Origin of the sequence: Bacillus sp. NPDC077411, from assembly GCF_044543425.1 — a bacterium.
GTDB lineage: Bacteria > Bacillota > Bacilli > Bacillales > Bacillaceae_G > Bacillus_A > Bacillus_A bruguierae.
In genome coordinates, this window is record NZ_JBITWA010000006.1 from 87,201 (window position 1) to 103,243 (window position 16,043).

General features: G+C 36.6%; 18 protein-coding genes. All 18 read right to left on the bottom strand.

Annotated features, from left to right (window positions below):
* Positions 1-285: 285 nt before the first annotated feature.
* The gene (gene rpoD / locus ACIGHG_RS10300; RefSeq protein ID WP_020062259.1) at positions 286-1,407 is read right to left on the bottom strand and encodes an RNA polymerase sigma factor RpoD; all 1,122 of its coding nucleotides are present in this window, start codon (positions 1,405-1,407) and stop codon (positions 286-288) included.
* A gap of 59 nt (positions 1,408-1,466) precedes the next feature.
* Entirely contained in the window at positions 1,467-3,263 is a 1,797-nt protein-coding gene (gene dnaG / locus ACIGHG_RS10305; protein ID WP_396548360.1) for a DNA primase, read from the bottom strand.
* Positions 3,264-3,301: 38 nt separating this feature from the next.
* Positions 3,302-3,760 carry a YaiI/YqxD family protein gene (locus ACIGHG_RS10310; RefSeq protein ID WP_090916680.1) on the bottom strand — a complete coding sequence of 153 codons (459 nt, stop codon included), beginning with the start codon at positions 3,758-3,760 and terminating at the stop codon, positions 3,302-3,304.
* Between the two features lie 254 nt (positions 3,761-4,014).
* Positions 4,015-4,827: a pyruvate, water dikinase regulatory protein gene (locus tag ACIGHG_RS10315; RefSeq protein WP_336471217.1), complete on the bottom strand. Its 813-nt coding sequence runs from the start codon at positions 4,825-4,827 to the stop codon at positions 4,015-4,017.
* 29 nt (positions 4,828-4,856) lie between these two features.
* Complete coding sequence (gene ccpN, locus ACIGHG_RS10320) at positions 4,857-5,489, bottom strand: transcriptional regulator CcpN (RefSeq protein ID WP_336471216.1); 633 nt, start codon at positions 5,487-5,489, stop codon at positions 4,857-4,859.
* A 105-nt stretch (positions 5,490-5,594) separates the two neighbouring features.
* Positions 5,595-6,341, bottom strand: coding sequence for a DNA repair protein RecO (gene recO / locus ACIGHG_RS10325; protein ID WP_336471215.1), 747 nt, complete (start codon positions 6,339-6,341; stop codon positions 5,595-5,597).
* 33 nt (positions 6,342-6,374) lie between these two features.
* Entirely contained in the window at positions 6,375-6,518 is a 144-nt protein-coding gene (locus ACIGHG_RS10330; RefSeq protein ID WP_090916686.1) for a YqzL family protein, read from the bottom strand.
* Positions 6,519-6,669: 151 nt separating this feature from the next.
* On the bottom strand, positions 6,670-7,578 hold the full coding sequence (era, locus tag ACIGHG_RS10335; protein WP_090916688.1) for a GTPase Era: 909 nt from the start codon (positions 7,576-7,578) through the stop codon (positions 6,670-6,672).
* Entirely contained in the window at positions 7,571-7,969 is a 399-nt protein-coding gene (locus tag ACIGHG_RS10340) for a cytidine deaminase (protein WP_090916690.1), read from the bottom strand. The genes era and ACIGHG_RS10340 overlap by 8 nt, the downstream gene beginning before the upstream one ends.
* A 55-nt stretch (positions 7,970-8,024) precedes the next feature.
* Positions 8,025-8,378 (bottom strand): diacylglycerol kinase family protein, encoded by a 354-nt coding sequence (locus ACIGHG_RS10345; protein ID WP_336471214.1) that lies wholly within the window; start codon positions 8,376-8,378, stop codon positions 8,025-8,027.
* On the bottom strand, positions 8,375-8,845 hold the full coding sequence (gene ybeY, locus ACIGHG_RS10350; protein ID WP_336471213.1) for an rRNA maturation RNase YbeY: 471 nt from the start codon (positions 8,843-8,845) through the stop codon (positions 8,375-8,377). Before ybeY ends, ACIGHG_RS10345 begins: the two co-directional genes overlap by 4 nt.
* The gene (locus ACIGHG_RS10355) at positions 8,846-10,993 is read right to left on the bottom strand and encodes an HD family phosphohydrolase (protein ID WP_336471212.1); all 2,148 of its coding nucleotides are present in this window, start codon (positions 10,991-10,993) and stop codon (positions 8,846-8,848) included.
* A 403-nt stretch (positions 10,994-11,396) separates the two neighbouring features.
* Positions 11,397-12,356 (bottom strand): PhoH family protein, encoded by a 960-nt coding sequence (locus tag ACIGHG_RS10360; protein WP_336471211.1) that lies wholly within the window; start codon positions 12,354-12,356, stop codon positions 11,397-11,399.
* Positions 12,357-12,363: 7 nt separating this feature from the next.
* The gene (gene yqfD / locus ACIGHG_RS10365) at positions 12,364-13,563 is read right to left on the bottom strand and encodes a sporulation protein YqfD (RefSeq protein WP_336471210.1); all 1,200 of its coding nucleotides are present in this window, start codon (positions 13,561-13,563) and stop codon (positions 12,364-12,366) included.
* A gap of 169 nt (positions 13,564-13,732) precedes the next feature.
* Positions 13,733-14,026: a sporulation protein YqfC gene (gene yqfC / locus ACIGHG_RS10370; RefSeq protein WP_035429805.1), complete on the bottom strand. Its 294-nt coding sequence runs from the start codon at positions 14,024-14,026 to the stop codon at positions 13,733-13,735.
* Between the two features lie 106 nt (positions 14,027-14,132).
* Positions 14,133-14,576, bottom strand: a complete 444-nt coding sequence (locus ACIGHG_RS10375) for a GatB/YqeY domain-containing protein (RefSeq protein ID WP_090916698.1) — start codon at positions 14,574-14,576, stop codon at positions 14,133-14,135.
* Positions 14,577-14,591: 15 nt separating this feature from the next.
* On the bottom strand, positions 14,592-14,765 hold the full coding sequence (rpsU, locus tag ACIGHG_RS10380; protein WP_020062243.1) for a 30S ribosomal protein S21: 174 nt from the start codon (positions 14,763-14,765) through the stop codon (positions 14,592-14,594).
* Between the two features lie 583 nt (positions 14,766-15,348).
* Positions 15,349-16,014, bottom strand: a complete 666-nt coding sequence (deoC, locus tag ACIGHG_RS10385; RefSeq protein ID WP_090916700.1) for a deoxyribose-phosphate aldolase — start codon at positions 16,012-16,014, stop codon at positions 15,349-15,351.
* Between the last annotated feature and the right edge of the window lie 29 nt (positions 16,015-16,043).

Sequence of the window (16,043 nt, forward strand, 5' to 3'; positions counted from 1 at the left end):
TAAGTTAAAAATATTCCATATATTCAATTAATTATTCCGCTACAAAATCACGTAATTTTTTGCTAAATATCCACTTTTCTCATCACAAACATTTATATTCTCCATATATTTTTGTTAAGAATACACGAAATTAATCGAAAAATCGAAAAATGACTATTTGCAAATCAAAAGACAATTCTGTAAAATAAATTACAAGAATTGTAATTGCTACTGACATGTAGATTTTAACAAAAATTAACAAAAAAAGTTTACTTCATATTAATGAAGTAAACTTTACACAAAGCTCTATTCTAAGAAATCTTTCAAGCGTTTGCTACGGCTTGGGTGTCTTAATTTACGAAGCGCTTTTGCTTCAATTTGACGAATACGCTCTCTCGTAACGCCGAATACTTTTCCAACTTCTTCAAGCGTACGAGTTCGTCCATCGTCTAAACCAAAGCGAAGACGAAGAACATTTTCTTCACGATCTGTCAATGTATCTAATACATCTTCTAATTGTTCTTTTAATAATTCATACGCTGCATGATCTGCAGGAGATGTTGCTTCTTGGTCTTCGATAAAATCACCTAAATGAGAGTCATCCTCTTCACCAATCGGTGTTTCAAGAGATACTGGCTCTTGGGCAATCTTTAAGATTTCGCGTACTTTTTCAGGAGCAAGATCCATTTCTTCACCAATCTCTTCTGGAGATGGCTCACGACCTAAATCTTGTAATAATTGACGTTGAACACGAATCAACTTATTAATTGTTTCAACCATATGAACTGGTATACGAATTGTTCTTGCTTGGTCCGCAATTGCACGTGTAATTGCTTGACGAATCCACCACGTTGCATACGTACTAAATTTATACCCTTTGCGGTAATCAAACTTTTCAACAGCTTTAATTAGACCCATATTCCCTTCTTGAATTAAGTCTAAGAAAAGCATACCGCGGCCAACATAACGTTTTGCAATACTTACAACTAGACGTAAGTTTGCTTCTGCAAGGCGGCGTTTCGCTTCTTCATCGCCTTCTTCAATACGTTTTGCAAGAGCAATTTCTTCTTCAGCAGATAATAAGTCAACACGACCGATTTCTTTTAAGTACATACGGACAGGATCATTAATTTTTACACCTGGCGGTACACTTAAATCGTTTAAGTCAAACTCTTCTTCAGCTTTGGCTAATTGACGAGTATTTGGATCTTCATCACTGTCGCCAACTAAATCGATTCCTTGTTCACCTAAATATTCATAATATTCATCCATTTGATCGGATTCAATATCAAATCCGCTCATGCGTTCTGCAATCTCTTCATATGTAAGAACGCCACGTTTTTTTCCGAGCTCTGTGAGTTGCTCTTTCACTTGCTCAAGTGTCATATCAGTTTCAATTTGTTTAGAACGAGCTGGTTTATCAGCCATTTGTTCCCCTCCTTACGCGAGATACAAACAATGATTATAGTAAGTTTTTATACAAAAAGCTATTTTCTTGCTTTTCGTTTTTGCAAATATTCTTGGAAAAATCGTGCTGCTGCTAAATGATCTTCTTTTTCCATTTGCTTCAGCGTAAAAATATTTTCCATTTTCTTTAACTTTTGCTTATGCCGACGCAGCGCGTCTACATTGCCATGAAGCAATTCTTCTGAGAACTCAGGATTAATCATTTCATCTGTTGAAATATTAGTTACAATATTTTTCAGCTTTTCATCAGAAAGCCAACTTAGAAAGTTTGCGACTGACGGTTCATTTCCCTTTTCATAATATGCGTATAGCTCATATAAAATCCCTTTATGTTCTTCTGTATGAAAATCTTCTATATGAGGTTCGATACGAAAAGCGATATCTTCACTCTGCAACATGTGATAAATAAGCTCTCTTTCAGCTCTTTCAAAACCAGAAAATTTCGGTTTCACATGAACAATTTGAGAAGGCTGTGCAATTGGCTTTGCCTGTTTTTGCTGTACCTTTTGTTCTTTGCGATATTGGTGCAATTGCCCCAGCAGTGTTTCCATTGAGTAAGCAAATTCCTGTGACAATGCCTTCAAATACGATTCCGCTTGCATTGCATCTTGCAATGACGCTAACTCTTTTAAAACACTTTTCACATAAGTTTCTTTTCCAGACTCATCTTGCAAATTTTTCCCTAAACGAAGATAATTTATTTTAAATCCAACAAAACTTATACTCGCTTGTACAAGTTTTTGAAACGCTGTTGTTCCATAACGCTGTACATACTCGTCAGGGTCTAATTTATCTGGCATAGAGACAACTTTCACTTCACAACCGGTTTGCAATAACAATTGTCCTGCTTTCATTGTTGCTTCTTGTCCTGCTTTATCACCATCATAGCAAAGAACAACAGTTTCAACATTACGCCGCAAAAGCTTTGCCTGTTCCTCAGTTAAAGCAGTTCCCATCGTAGCAACCGATTCTTCGATCCCACTTTTCACAGCAGCTAAAACATCCGCATATCCTTCAAAGAGAAGAACTTGTCCTCGTTTTCGAATAAATGACCTTGCTTGATGAAAGTTATATACCAGCTTGCTTTTATGAAAAATAGGTGTCTCTGGACTATTTAAATACTTAGGCGTATCATCCCCTAATGCCCGTCCACTAAAAGCAGCTACTTTCCCTTGCAGTGTATGAATTGGAAACATCACTCGTCCGCGAAAACGATCATGATAACTGCCATCCTTCTCACTGCGAACAAGTAATCCAGCTTGCTCCATAACAGCAGGTGAAAAACCTCGTTTTTGTAAGATTTTTGCCGCTGCATCCCAAGCAGGAGTGGCGTATCCAATTTCAAACTTTACAATCATTTCTTTTGTAATACCTCGCTCTAGTAAATACGCAAGCGGCTGTTTTCCTTCTTCTGTATTTACTAAGAGATGATGATAATACTTTTTCAAAAGCTCGTGGGCTTGCAACATAATCGTGCTATCATCAGATATATTTTGTGTTTGCTCTAGTTCTGATGTAAAGTTAGCAACAGGAATACCATTTCGCTCACCTAATTTTTGCGCAGCTTCCACAAAAGACAGTCCATCTATTTTCATTAAGAAAGAAAAAACATTTCCCCCTTCTCCACATCCAAAGCAATGAAAAATTTGCTTATCAGCAGAAACAGAAAACGACGGTGAGTTTTCGCCATGGAAAGGACAAAGCCCAAAATAATTTCGACCTTGTTTTTTAAGCTGTACATATTCACCAATCACTTCAACAATATCAGATGATATACGAATTTGTTCTACAACTTCTTCGGGAATTCTGTTCCCCATAACTCCATCTCCGTGTCGTATTTTGTATTCGATACAAATTAAAGGATTCCTTTATAATTCGACAATATTTTTTCTAAATTTGCCAAAAAATATTGCCGATCACGTTTAGAAAACGCTTTTGGCCCTTTTGTAAAGGTTCCTTGTCTGCGTAACTTCGCAGATACGTATCGATTATATAAAATTGTATCCATATGCTCATCGGTCACAATTGTGCCGCGCGGAGATAATACATATACTCCTTTTTTGACAAGAAGACCAGCAAGTCCCATATCCTGTGTGATAACGAGATTTCCTACTTCTGCACGCTGATAGATATAAAAATCCACCTCGTCTTGCGCAGAATCTACATATACCCAATTTCCCTTCTGACTTCTTGACTGATGGGCGTAGGATGCGATAAACCAAATATCGACATGAAATTTTGCACCGACGCGCATAATTTCTTCCTTCACTGGACATGCATCTGCATCAACATAAATTCGAGTGATGTTTTGCATATTTCTCTATTCTACATCCCTTCTGTGAATCCTTCCATAATGTGCGTTTTCTTGTTCAGATTTTTGTCGATTTTACGTAAAAGCATGTCCTTTACAAAACCTATCACTAGTTTATTCTGAAAAATTGAAGTCTAAACGTAAAATGAATGTTTTTATCACAATTTTTTATTATAATACATTTTTCTAAACTTAGCTACATGTCCTTTTAATTTTTATAGTTAGTGAAAAAAGCACATTCACCTTTGGTAAATGTGCTAAAACATTTTTTGGTTTTGCACTGCATTCACAATAATATTTGCCGTTTCTTCAATCGCCTTATTCGATACATCGATAACCTGGCAACCTATTCTACTTACAATCTGTTCAAAGTGTTTAATCTCTTCTTTAATACGTTCAATGTTTGCATAATTTGCTCCATCACTTAATCCAAGAGATTTTAAACGTTCTTTGCGAATATGATTTAATTTATCAGGCGTTATTTTTAACCCAAAACATTTTTCTTTCGGCACATGGTATAATTCTTCTGGCGGATCCACTTCTGGTACGAGCGGAACGTTAGCAACCTTTAATCGCTTATTATGTGCTAAATATTGCGAAAGCGGTGTTTTCGATGTACGAGAAATTCCAATTAATACAATATCTGCTTTTAAAAGACCTCTTGAATCTCTACCATCATCATATTTCACAGCAAATTCAATTGCCTCAATTTTTTTGAAATACTCTTCATCCAGCTTTCGCACAACCCCCGGTTCATATCTTGGAGTTTGTTTTGTTATATCTTCAATTTGATCGATAAGAGGACCGATAATATCATACACTTCTACGCCTTCTTTTGCCGCTTCTTCTCGTAAATATTTTCTCATATCAGGCTTTACTAATGTAAAACAAATAAGAGCATTATTACTTTTGGCAATAGAAATAACTTCTTTTAGCGTCCCTGTATCTTCTACATACGGCACACGTCTAATATCCGGCGCAAATGGAAATTGTCCCATAGCTGCTCGAACAACTAAATCAGCTGTTTCTCCAACTGAATCAGACACGACATATACAATTTTACTATTCATTGCATTACCTCACTTTAAACGAATTGCCTTTACTCATGATTCACTAAATCAACGAAAGCACGCGTAATATTGGTTTTTGTAATTCGACCAACAACTTCTAATCCCTGTTTCGTCTCTTTTACAACCGGAACAGAGTCAATCTGCTTTTCTATTAAATCCATTGCAACATCATACAAGTTATCTTCCTTGCGACACATCGTAACATTCGGCATTCTTGTCATAATAATATTTACCGGTAATGACGCTAATTCCTGCTTTCCTAAGCTTGCTCTTAACAAATCTTTTCGAGAAACAACACCGACTAACAATGTATTTTGATCAACGATAAATAAAGTACCGACATCTTCTAAAAACATTGTACAAATCGCATCATATACCGAAACATTTTTATCAACCACAACTGGTCTAGATTGATAATCTTGTACGACAATCTTTTTAACTGCTTCTGAAAGCAGTTGCCCACCTGTTTTTCCAGTGTAAAAATACCCAACACGAGGACGCGCTTCTAAATAGCCGGCCATCGTTAAAATAGCCAAATCTGGTCTAAGCGTTGCTCTCGTTAAATTTAATTGCTCAGCAATCGCTTCCCCTGTAATTGGACCGTTGTCTTTTACAATCTGAATGATATGTTCTTGGCGCTTATTCAGTTCTATGATAATCACCACCTTCATTACAAAACGAAAAAAGTTATACTATCTCTTAAATATTATATACTAAATATATCATTCGAAAAAGAAAGTATGTAAAAAGGACCCGAATCCGGTCCCTTATATTTGAAATTTATCAAGTTGATCTAAAAAACGTCTTGATTTCAAATATATCCCACAGTATTCATCATAATACATATTCAATACTGTGCGCATTTGTTTTTTTGTTTCTGCTTTCACAGAGACATTTCCAAGACGGGCTAAGTCGAAATGATAAAATAACCTAAGCAGCTTGTGAATAGCTTCGCTAATTGAAATACGGTACGGATCCTGCTCAGCGTGATGTTTACACAGAAAGCCGCCTTCCCTAACAGAGAAGGCGACAAAATCTGTTGACTGGTGACAAATTGCACATGTATCAAAGTATGGATTAAGCCCTAGAACTGGCAGCATCTTCGTTTGATAGATTAGCGCTAAAATTTCCGGGTCAACCCCTTCGCCCATATAATGCAACGTTTGATATAACATTTCGAATAAATACGGATTATGTTTTTTATCTTCTGTCGCTTTATCAGTCAACTCAACAATAAATGACGCATAAGCAGTTAAAAATAAATCTTCACGAATTTCTCTCATAGAAGAAATAATCTCACCTTGCTGCAATGTTCCTAAACCAGAACCCATTTGAATAAGAAAATGGCCATGAGTTAGTAATTGAGAAACGGATGACAATCTGCTTTTAGGCTTTTTAGCACCTCTCGCCATCGCACTAACTTTCCCTAATTCACGAGAAAATATAGTTACAATTTTGTTTGTTTCTCCATAATCAATCGTTCGAATGACTATTCCCTCAATTTTTTGAAACATGTTCGTCACCATCCAAGGTTCGAACAAAATGGGTTAGGAAATTGGAGAATCTAGCTCTACTTGTATTTCTTCATGCTGTTGCATTTCATCTTCTACATTTTTTTCCATTTCCTTCAAAAGAAGATATGTTTCAATGCTTCCTGTTTTCGAGAAAACTTTCCAGGTAAAATCTAACATAAGAATCCACCTTTCTCAGTGAGCGTTCATGTAATCCAATTTCTTTCTTTGCTATTAAAATGACCCATTTTGTTCATTTTCATGTGAGAAAAATTTTGCTAAATTATACAGCTTTTATCCCGCAATTTGCGAGCAGTAAAAACGTTTCACTTTATAGATATTCATCTTCACGGAAGCCAAGATCACGTAACTGGGACATTTTGTTGCGCCAATCTTTCTGCACTTTTACCCACAGTTCTAAAAATACTCTTGAACCAAGAAGCGACTCCACATCAAGGCGCGCTCTTTTCCCAATTTCTTTTAACATCTTACCTTGTTTTCCGATTACAATTCCTTTTTGCGATGGACGTTCTACAATAATTGTGGCATTAACGTAAATCGCTCCACCTTCACGCTTTTGAATTGCATCAATAACTACGGCAACAGAATGCGGCACTTCCTCACGTGTTAAATGCAATACTTTTTCACGAATAAGTTCCGCAATAATAAAGCGTTCCGGATGATCCGTTACTTGATTTTCCGGATAATACTGAGGGCCTTCTGGTAAATACTTTTTAATTGCGCCGATTAACGCATCAATATTATTTCCTTGTAATGCTGAGATTGGCACAATTTCAGCAAAATTATATAACGTACGATATCGATCAATCAGTCCGAGGAGCTCTTCTGGATGGACTTGATCAATTTTATTAATAACTAAAAATACCGGTTGCTTCGTTTCTTGTAATTTTTCGATGATAAACTCTTCACCACGTCCAAAGCCTTCCTCTGCGTTGACCATAAATAAAACAATATCTACTTCTTTTATTGTTGTTTGAGCCATTTTAACCATAAAATCGCCAAGCTTATGCTTTGGTTTATGTATACCTGGTGTATCAATAAATACGACTTGCGCATCATTTTCTGTGTACACACCCTGAATTTTATTACGTGTTGTTTGTGGTTTATCACTCATAATCGCAATTTTTTGACCGATAATTCGATTTAAAAATGTTGATTTCCCAACGTTTGGTCTCCCAATAATAGAGACAAAACCTGATTTAAAACCTTCTCTATTCATGTAAATCCTCCGCTACAAATGCTCCTGGCAACAATTCTCCTACTGTTGTTTCTTGTATGTCACCTTGTAAATTTGTCAAGTATACTTTTGTATTTGACTTACACAATTCTACCATAACTTGACGACACGCTCCACATGGAGGTACCGGACGTCTTGTATCTGCTACAACTGCAATTGCAGTAAATTCTGTGCTTCCTTCAGAAATCGCTTTAAATAGCGCTGTTCTTTCCGCACAGTTACATAACCCATACGATGCATTCTCAACATTACAACCACGGTATACTTTCCCGTCTGTCGTTAATAAGGCAGCACCTACTTGAAATTTAGAATATGGTACATATGCTTGTTTACGCGCTTCAATCGCTTCTTGAATTAATTCATTGTTGTTCATCGTTTCTCTTCCTTTCCATTCACAATATGAAAAGATAAAAATCTTTGGAATGCAACTATATCATATACGGTCCAAAGATAATAGCACCAATTACAACAGCAATAATCGAGAAAACTAATACGGCGCCTGCTGCTGTATCTTTTGCTATTTTAGCAAGAGGCTTCACATCCATGGTTACTAAATCAACGGTTTTCTCCACCGCTGTATTCACGATTTCTAGCGCAAATACAACACCAATAGTCAAAATTAAAATGAGCCATTCTGTTTTTGTAACATGAAAATAAAGACCAAGCAAACTAACAATACACGCTGCTAAACAATGAATTTGCACATTTCGTTCATAGCGAAAACAAAAGAAAATACCAGCAAACGCATAGCGAAAACTGTTTATAAGTTTTCCTTTTTTCATCTAGCTAATCCAAATGCATCAAGAATTTCTTTTTGCTTCCCAAACATAACCTTCTCCTCTTCTTCTGTCATGTGATCATAACCAAGCAAATGTAAAAAACCATGCACCGCTAAAAAACCAAGTTCACGATCAAAAGAATGACCATATTCTTCAGCCTGCTCTTTCGCTCTCGGAATAGAAATAATAATATCACCTAACATACGAGGCATTTCCACCCCGACAATTTCCATTTCTCCTTCCCCCATATCTTCCATCGCAAAAGAAATTACGTCTGTTGGCTGATCTTTATCACGATATTCACGGTTAATTTCTTGAATACGTTCATTATTAACAAATGTGATTGAAAGCTCTGCTCCACCTTCTACAGATTCTATCTCTGCAGCTTTTTCAACTAATTGTTGAATCATCTCAACATACTCTTCTTTTACTTCTTCTGTTTCATCAATAAAGTCAATTATTAATCCCATTTAGTTCACCTTTTCTTCTGTTAATTTTGGATACTTAATTCGAGAATGGAAAATTCCATTTAATGTTTCACATAATGTTTTCCCGACAATTTGCAGTTCTTTAAATGTTAAATTACATTCACTGAATTGGCCATCTTGTAAACGATCTTTAATAATACTGCGAACAAGATGATCAATTTGCTCCGGTGTTGGTGCATTCATCGAACGAACTGCCGCTTCTACACTATCAGCAATCCCAACAATTGCCGATTCTTTAGATGTTGCTTTTGGCCCTGGATAACGAAACATTTCTTCTGTATATTTCTCTTTATCTTCTTGCATTGCTTTGTAGTAGAAATATTTTAACAGAGTCGTTCCATGATGCTCGGCCGCAATATCAATAATCTCTTGTGGAATATGATGTTCTTCTAACATTTTCACTCCATTTGTAACATGAGAGATAATAATATCTCTACTTGTTTCAGGGTCTAACCGATCATGGGGATTTGATATACCCATTTGATTTTCAATAAAGAAATGCGGCTGCACTGTTTTTCCGATGTCATGATAATATGCTCCTACACGTGCTAATACTCCATTCGCCCCAATAGCTTCACATGCAGCTTCTGATAAATTGGCAACCATAACGCTATGATGATACGTTCCGGGTGCTTCTAACAGAATTTTGCGAATCAACGGATGGTTCGGACTTGCTAATTCTATTAATTTCATGCTAGAGACAAGACCAAGACCGCTCTCTAAATACGGCAATATCCCCATCGCTAAAATAGATGAAATAATCCCAGACGCCGCTGCCATTACTAAATGTGTTCCAATCTCAATTGCCGAAAAGTTTCCGTTACGCAATAGCAATAAAGCTGCTAATACGACAACATTTAAAATCGATACAAGTATCCCAACTTGCAATAGCATTGTACGACGATGCTTTTCCCGTAAGAAAATACTAACAGAAAGCGAGCTAAGCAATACATAAATTCCGACTGCATAATTAAGTGTACTCGTCACACCTTCATTAAATAAAATGCTGCCGCACACCGAAAAAATTACGCTTGTTATAAAAACAAATCGATCACCAATCATTAATTTTACTAATATAGTCCCCATTGCAACTGGAGCAATATAAGCAATACCGACATATTCTAACTTTTGAAACAAACTAATAATTTTCATTAAAACAACTGTAATAGCGACAATTGTTGTATAAGCTAAAATATATGGCTTGTCCTCTCTTCTCGGCTTCAAAAATGCTACAAATTGCTTATGCATGAAAAATAAAAGAACACCAATAAAAATAGCTAGACCCAAATACGGCTGAAACGAATTACTTTGATCCAATAACCCCACTAACTTTAACTGTTCATACGCTTCTCTTGTAATTGTGTCTCCTTCTTTCACAAGAATTTGACCTTGCAAAATATAAACAGGAGCTACTTGATCTATTGCCATTTGCTTTCTTTCTTTCGTTGCATTCGAATCATAAAAATAGTTCGGTACAATCGCATACTGTCCAAGCGCAGTAATTGCTTGCTTCAATTCATTGCTGACAGATACATTTTTTAACTCGTTAGTAATACGGTCTTTAAACTGATCTACTTCATTCATTTTAATATGAGAACTCATTAAACTATTCACAGCTGTGACAGTTGATTCCCTCGCTATAAGAAGCTGATCATCTGTCGCACCTAGAAATTGTAATAACACTTGATCAGACAAACTTTTTGTTAACTCCCTTGGGAGTTTCTCCTTTAACTTATCCAATCTTTCTGCCGCCGACAATTTATTTTGTCCTGCCGGCGCCGAAGCGGCTGCATTTGACTCTGCATTCACTTCCTTAATTGCATCAAAAACTGAGTTCACAACATCAATCCGATTTTGTTTATATTCACTTCGATATGTATACTGATCTTCAATCTTTTGAGCTGCTTCTCTCTTTTTCTTTTCTGTCGTTACTTTATCTTCAATTTTGATGGGAGAATGGATTGTCTTTTTAGAAATAGACAACATTTTGACATCGAGTTGTTCTGGTTTTACATTATTCATCAGTGCAAAAAATAACACTGCTCCTATTAAAATATAAGAAATCCAGCTCAGTTTTTTCGAATGCTGTAAATTACGAAACCACTTAGCAACTTCTTGCAACCTTAACATAATTACAATACCTTCTCCTCTCCAAATATTAAGTGAAACAGAACAAATACCATTTCCTTTATTTATGATAATAAAAAATAAAGCATTAGCCAACCTGTTCACAAAATCTATATACATGCAAGTTAAAAAAACGACATAAAACCACTTTCTTTTAGAGGAGGACGAGAGCATCTGGCCGTGCACAGAAACGGTCAGGGCCTTTTCCTGCCACATGCGAGGTTTACAAACAAAAGGAGCAAACAAGTAGCGGTCATGTTGTATTCTGCATAGCAGTGACTTGTATGTCGAAAAATCAAAATGGATTTATATATAAAAAATATACAGTGAAACTTCCTTTTAGAGTGTTCTTCTCTAGAAGGTTAGAACCAATTGAGATAAAAAGAAATGATCCTTATAAGTAGGATCATTCCATTTTATCATATGCTTCAATAATACGCTGTACGAGCGGATGACGAACAACATCCGACTGCTCAAGTTTAATAAACGAAAGACCAGGCACACGGTCTAATACATTCGCTGCAATTGAAAGACCAGATTTCACACCTTTCGGTAGATCAATCTGAGATGGATCTCCTGTTACAACCATTTTTGAGCCAAATCCAAGACGTGTTAAAAACATTTTAATTTGCGCTCCCGTTGTATTTTGCGCCTCATCTAAAATCACAAATGCATCATCGAGTGTTCGTCCTCTCATGTACGCTAATGGAGCAACTTCAATGATACCGCGTTCCATCATTCTTTGCGTATGTTCTTGCCCAAGTACATCATGAAGAGCATCATAAAGAGGTCGTAAATATGGATCCACTTTTTCTTTCAAATCTCCAGGTAAAAAACCAAGACTCTCTCCCGCTTCCACGGCAGGTCTTGTTAAAATAATTTTTTTCACATAACCATTTTTTAATGCTCGAACAGCCATTACTACAGCTAAATATGTTTTACCAGTACCTGCTGGCCCCATTCCAAACACAATGTCATTTTTCTTAATGGCATAAATATATTGCCTTTGTCCCATCGTTTTTACACGGATAGACTTACCTTTTGCTGTTTTAAAAATTTCTTCTTCGTATAACTCTTCAAAATGAGCCAGTTTCCCTTGACGACCAAGTTGAATAGCATAGGTTACATCACGCTCAGAAATCGATACATCCTTGCGAATAACAACTAAAAGCTGTTGTAATATACCTTCAACAAGCGCTACCGCTTCGTCTGTTCCAGATACACGAACAGATTCCCCTCTTGTAACAATCGATACTTCAAGTTCGTTCTCAATTATTTTTAAATGTGCATCATTTACTCCAAACAAAGCAATTGCTTCATTATGGTTTTCCAATTGTTGATTCATCTCTACTAATTGTTCAGCCATTAATTACTCAATCTCCTTGAATATCGGATTCAGATAGCGGTTGAGCCTCTGCAATATTCTCAATTACTGTATAATGCAGCAATAATTTTAAATTCCCATTCTCAACCTGTTTATGCAAAACTTTCTTCCCTATAATCATAGCACGTTCATCCAATTTTTTCTTTAATTCTTTTTGTCCCATTTCCTCGGCCACCGCCAGTGCCTGTTTTTCTGTATATTCACGGTTTGCTTCTTCTTCTTCACGTACAATCGCTTTTTCATAAGCAATCGGCAGTGTAAAACCGAGCAATTTCACATCATGTCTTACTGTCTCCGTTTTAGACTGCTTATACTTATCATGCTGAAATCCCCATATTTTTATTTTCATGTTTCCAAAAGTAAGATAATGTTCTTTATACGAATCCCCTGTATAAACTTGAAATGTCGTCTTTAGAGGCACCTCCACTTCAGACTTGTACCAAGTTTCACCAAATACAACACCTTTAGCTGATACAATCGTGGGGCTCTCCTCTTTCCCATACATCCCTGACACAAGAAGTTGTCCTTTTTGTACATAATCATTTTTCATAACTATTGGTTTTCCTATTTCTACAAACATTTTTGTAACAATCGCTTCTTTTTTTGCGACTAAATGTTGTGGCAGCTGTTCTTTTTCTTTTTCTGGTTCATTTTTTTCAACTATTTTAAAATGATACGTTGTTCCTTTCACTTCCAAACCAACCCATGTAATGGCGTTAATATTATCAGTCAAATAACGCTGTACCTTCTCTACACTCGGCATTTGAAATTGAAGCTTTCCTTTTTTAATACCCATTTTGTCCAATTCTTTCATCATGATATATTCCGTCTCCGGCTTTGCTCCTGTTATCTCTATTTTCCATACCATATTTGATAAAACAATGACACCTAGGAAAAATAAAAGAAAACCAACAAAAAAACCACTATTCCGAAGTAAGCGCTTATTCCAAAATGGAACCCCGTAACGTCCAATGAAGTATAGATTGCATTCATTTTTACGGTAAATCGGGCGTAATCGTTTCACATCACGAAGTAGCATACAAAATACAAGTGTATCGTCTGCAACTTTCTTGACGTCCCAAACTAGGATATCTCGTCGTACACATTCGTTAATAAATCGTTCTGCTCCTCTTCCTTGAATTCGCACTTTTACATACCCAATCCAATTTGTAAACCACTTATTTTTCATAGCTCGCCTCCATCAGCTTTCTAAAAAAGGCGCAGTCCCTTAAGAGATCTGCACCACATCTATGACTGTACCCTACTCAAACGGTTAGCAGCGAAAGAACTAAGAAGTAAATACTGTCTGCTTATGCCCGATTCGTTCGATAAAACCTCTCACAAATGGAAGTTTCACTTTATTTACCTTTTTTTTCGTCTTCTAAAAACAAGACTTGTTCAATGGTTCCCTCAAGTAAAAGCTCTTCTGGAAGAATCGTCTTAATTACAAAAGAGTCTCCTTTTATTAATAATTGTCCTTGTTTTAATAAAAGCCGCACCTCTTTATCACTAAATACCAATAATCCACGATGATTTTCTATATAAATATGTACCTGCCCAACAAGTGTAATTCTCGGCAGATCCATGAACACATCTGCAGGTAGGTCTATCTGCTTAGTAATCCAGTTTTTCATTTGCTGCAACTTTCTCATCGAAGACCCCCCTCTCATCCCATATGTATGAAAAAAAAGCTTGTAATATCACGTCCAAATTGAAAAAAAACATAAAAAAGCGTCTCATTATAAATGAGACGCTTTTTTATGCTAATAGTTGTGAAACAAGCCTATTCACTTGTGAGCCATCCGCTTTACCTTTTACTTTCGGCAAAACAGCACTCATCACTTTGCCCATATCAGCTTTAGAAGCTGCACCAACTTCAGAGATAGATTGCTGAATAACAGCAAGCAATTCTTCTTCTGTCAATTGCTCTGGCAAATATGTTTCTAAAATCTGAATTTCGCTTTTCAGTTTATCGACAAGGTCTTCACGACCCGCTTTTTCAAACTCAAGGAGGGAGTCTTTATACTGTTTTACTTCACGAGTTAAAACTGTTAGTTCCTCTTCTTCTGTAAGAGGGTTCTGCAGTTTAATTTCTTCATTTTGTAAAGCAGCCTTAACCATACGAATAACGGTTAATTTATTTTTTTCTTTATTCTTCATCGCTTGTTTCATATCATCGTTTAAGCGACCGAGAAGACTCATAAATTACACCCTCTCTTAGAATTTACGCTTTCTTGCCGCTTCAGATTTCTTCTTACGTTTTACACTTGGCTTTTCATAGAACTCGCGTTTTCTTGCTTCAGCAAGCGTACCAGCTTTAGAAGTTGATCTTTTAAAACGGCGAAGTGCATCCTCCAAAGACTCGTTTTTACGAACGACTGTTTTTGACATTCTCTTTCCCTCCCTCCGAAACATCCACTTACATCCTAATTTCAGCATGCAAAAAGTAAACACTTTCTCAGCATGTCTTTTACGATTATAATACATTTTATACTTTTTGGTCAACTATCTGATAAAAGAAAAGAAGAGTACTTGCTCTTCTTTTTTCATGAAACGCACATTTTCGATATATATTTCTATATCAATTCAACATGATTCTATCCAAATGTTCACTTCTGCTTTGTCACCCTTTAAGTACTGCACCGTAACCTGCCAAACGAGATCAAAAGCGCCTCTACGTCAAGGGCTCCAACGCCTTCATGTTCTAAACGAGTCGGCTTCCGCTTTTATTTTATCCAGCTACAACCGCTAGAACAATCGATCGTTTCACTCTTTCCTACGAGGCAAATAACGCCTCTACGTCAAGGGCTCCAGCGCCCTCATGTTCTAAACGAGCGGCTTCCGCTTTTATTTTTATCCAGCTACACCTCCTAGTCCCTCACGTCTAAGAACCTTCCACGCGAGAAGGTAAAGAACACCTTCTGCGTGAAAGAACCTTAGCCGACGAGACTGAACAGTCGGCTCCGCTTTTAAATTAATAATCAGTTGTTGCTGTTTTTCCGCTTATTAATGCTACGCCAGAGCTTGTTCCGATACGTGTTGCACCTGCTTCTACCATTGCATCCATGCCTTTTTCGTCACGAACACCGCCTGATGCTTTTACACCGATATTTGGTCCTACTGTTTTTCTCATCAACGCAACATCTTCTACTGTTGCACCACCTGTTGAAAATCCTGTTGATGTTTTTACAAAATGGGCGCCTGCTTTTACAGACAATTCACAAGCACGAACTTTTTCTTCTTCTGTAAGTAAGCATGTTTCAATAATTACTTTTACAAGCGCTTTTTCTTTTGCAGCCTCTACAACAGCGCGAATATCACGCTCTACTAACGCATCGTTTTTATCTTGTAAAGCTCCGATGTTAATTACCATATCAACCTCTGTTGCACCTTTTGCAATCGCATCTGTTGTTTCAAATGCTTTTGTTTCTGGTGTATTTGCTCCAAGAGGGAAACCAATTACTGTACAAACTTTTACATCTGTTCCTTTTAACAGTTCCGCTGCCGTTTCAACCCATGTTGGATTTACACATACAGAAGCAAAATCATGTTGTTTTGCCTCTTCACATAAAGTCACGATTGCCTCTTTTTTTGTATCTGGTTTTAATGCTGTATGATCAATTAATTTTGCATAGTTCATATTAAATTTACCCCTTCCTCAACTTATAC

Coding starts and splice junctions, on each gene's coding strand:
- era (WP_090916688.1), bottom strand. CDS start 7,578: ATGAATAGAGAAGGTTTTAAATCAGGTTTTGTCTCTATTATTGGGAGA.
- rpsU (WP_020062243.1), bottom strand. CDS start 14,765: ATGTCAAAAACAGTCGTTCGTAAAAACGAGTCTTTGGAGGATGCACTT.
- deoC (WP_090916700.1), bottom strand. CDS start 16,014: ATGAACTATGCAAAATTAATTGATCATACAGCATTAAAACCAGATACA.
- dnaG (WP_396548360.1), bottom strand. CDS start 3,263: ATGGGGAACAGAATTCCCGAAGAAGTTGTAGAACAAATTCGTATATCA.
- ACIGHG_RS10355 (WP_336471212.1), bottom strand. CDS start 10,993: ATGTTAAGGTTGCAAGAAGTTGCTAAGTGGTTTCGTAATTTACAGCAT.
- ACIGHG_RS10345 (WP_336471214.1), bottom strand. CDS start 8,378: ATGAAAAAAGGAAAACTTATAAACAGTTTTCGCTATGCGTTTGCTGGT.
- yqfD (WP_336471210.1), bottom strand. CDS start 13,563: ATGAAAAATAAGTGGTTTACAAATTGGATTGGGTATGTAAAAGTGCGA.
- ACIGHG_RS10330 (WP_090916686.1), bottom strand. CDS start 6,518: ATGTTAGATTTTACCTGGAAAGTTTTCTCGAAAACAGGAAGCATTGAA.
- ACIGHG_RS10375 (WP_090916698.1), bottom strand. CDS start 14,576: ATGAGTCTTCTCGGTCGCTTAAACGATGATATGAAACAAGCGATGAAG.
- rpoD (WP_020062259.1), bottom strand. CDS start 1,407: ATGGCTGATAAACCAGCTCGTTCTAAACAAATTGAAACTGATATGACA.
- ybeY (WP_336471213.1), bottom strand. CDS start 8,845: ATGGGATTAATAATTGACTTTATTGATGAAACAGAAGAAGTAAAAGAA.
- recO (WP_336471215.1), bottom strand. CDS start 6,341: ATGTTTCAAAAAATTGAGGGAATAGTCATTCGAACGATTGATTATGGA.
- ACIGHG_RS10315 (WP_336471217.1), bottom strand. CDS start 4,827: ATGAATAGTAAAATTGTATATGTCGTGTCTGATTCAGTTGGAGAAACA.
- ACIGHG_RS10360 (WP_336471211.1), bottom strand. CDS start 12,356: ATGGCTGAACAATTAGTAGAGATGAATCAACAATTGGAAAACCATAAT.
- ACIGHG_RS10340 (WP_090916690.1), bottom strand. CDS start 7,969: ATGAACAACAATGAATTAATTCAAGAAGCGATTGAAGCGCGTAAACAA.
- ACIGHG_RS10310 (WP_090916680.1), bottom strand. CDS start 3,760: ATGCAAAACATCACTCGAATTTATGTTGATGCAGATGCATGTCCAGTG.
- yqfC (WP_035429805.1), bottom strand. CDS start 14,026: ATGAGAAAGTTGCAGCAAATGAAAAACTGGATTACTAAGCAGATAGAC.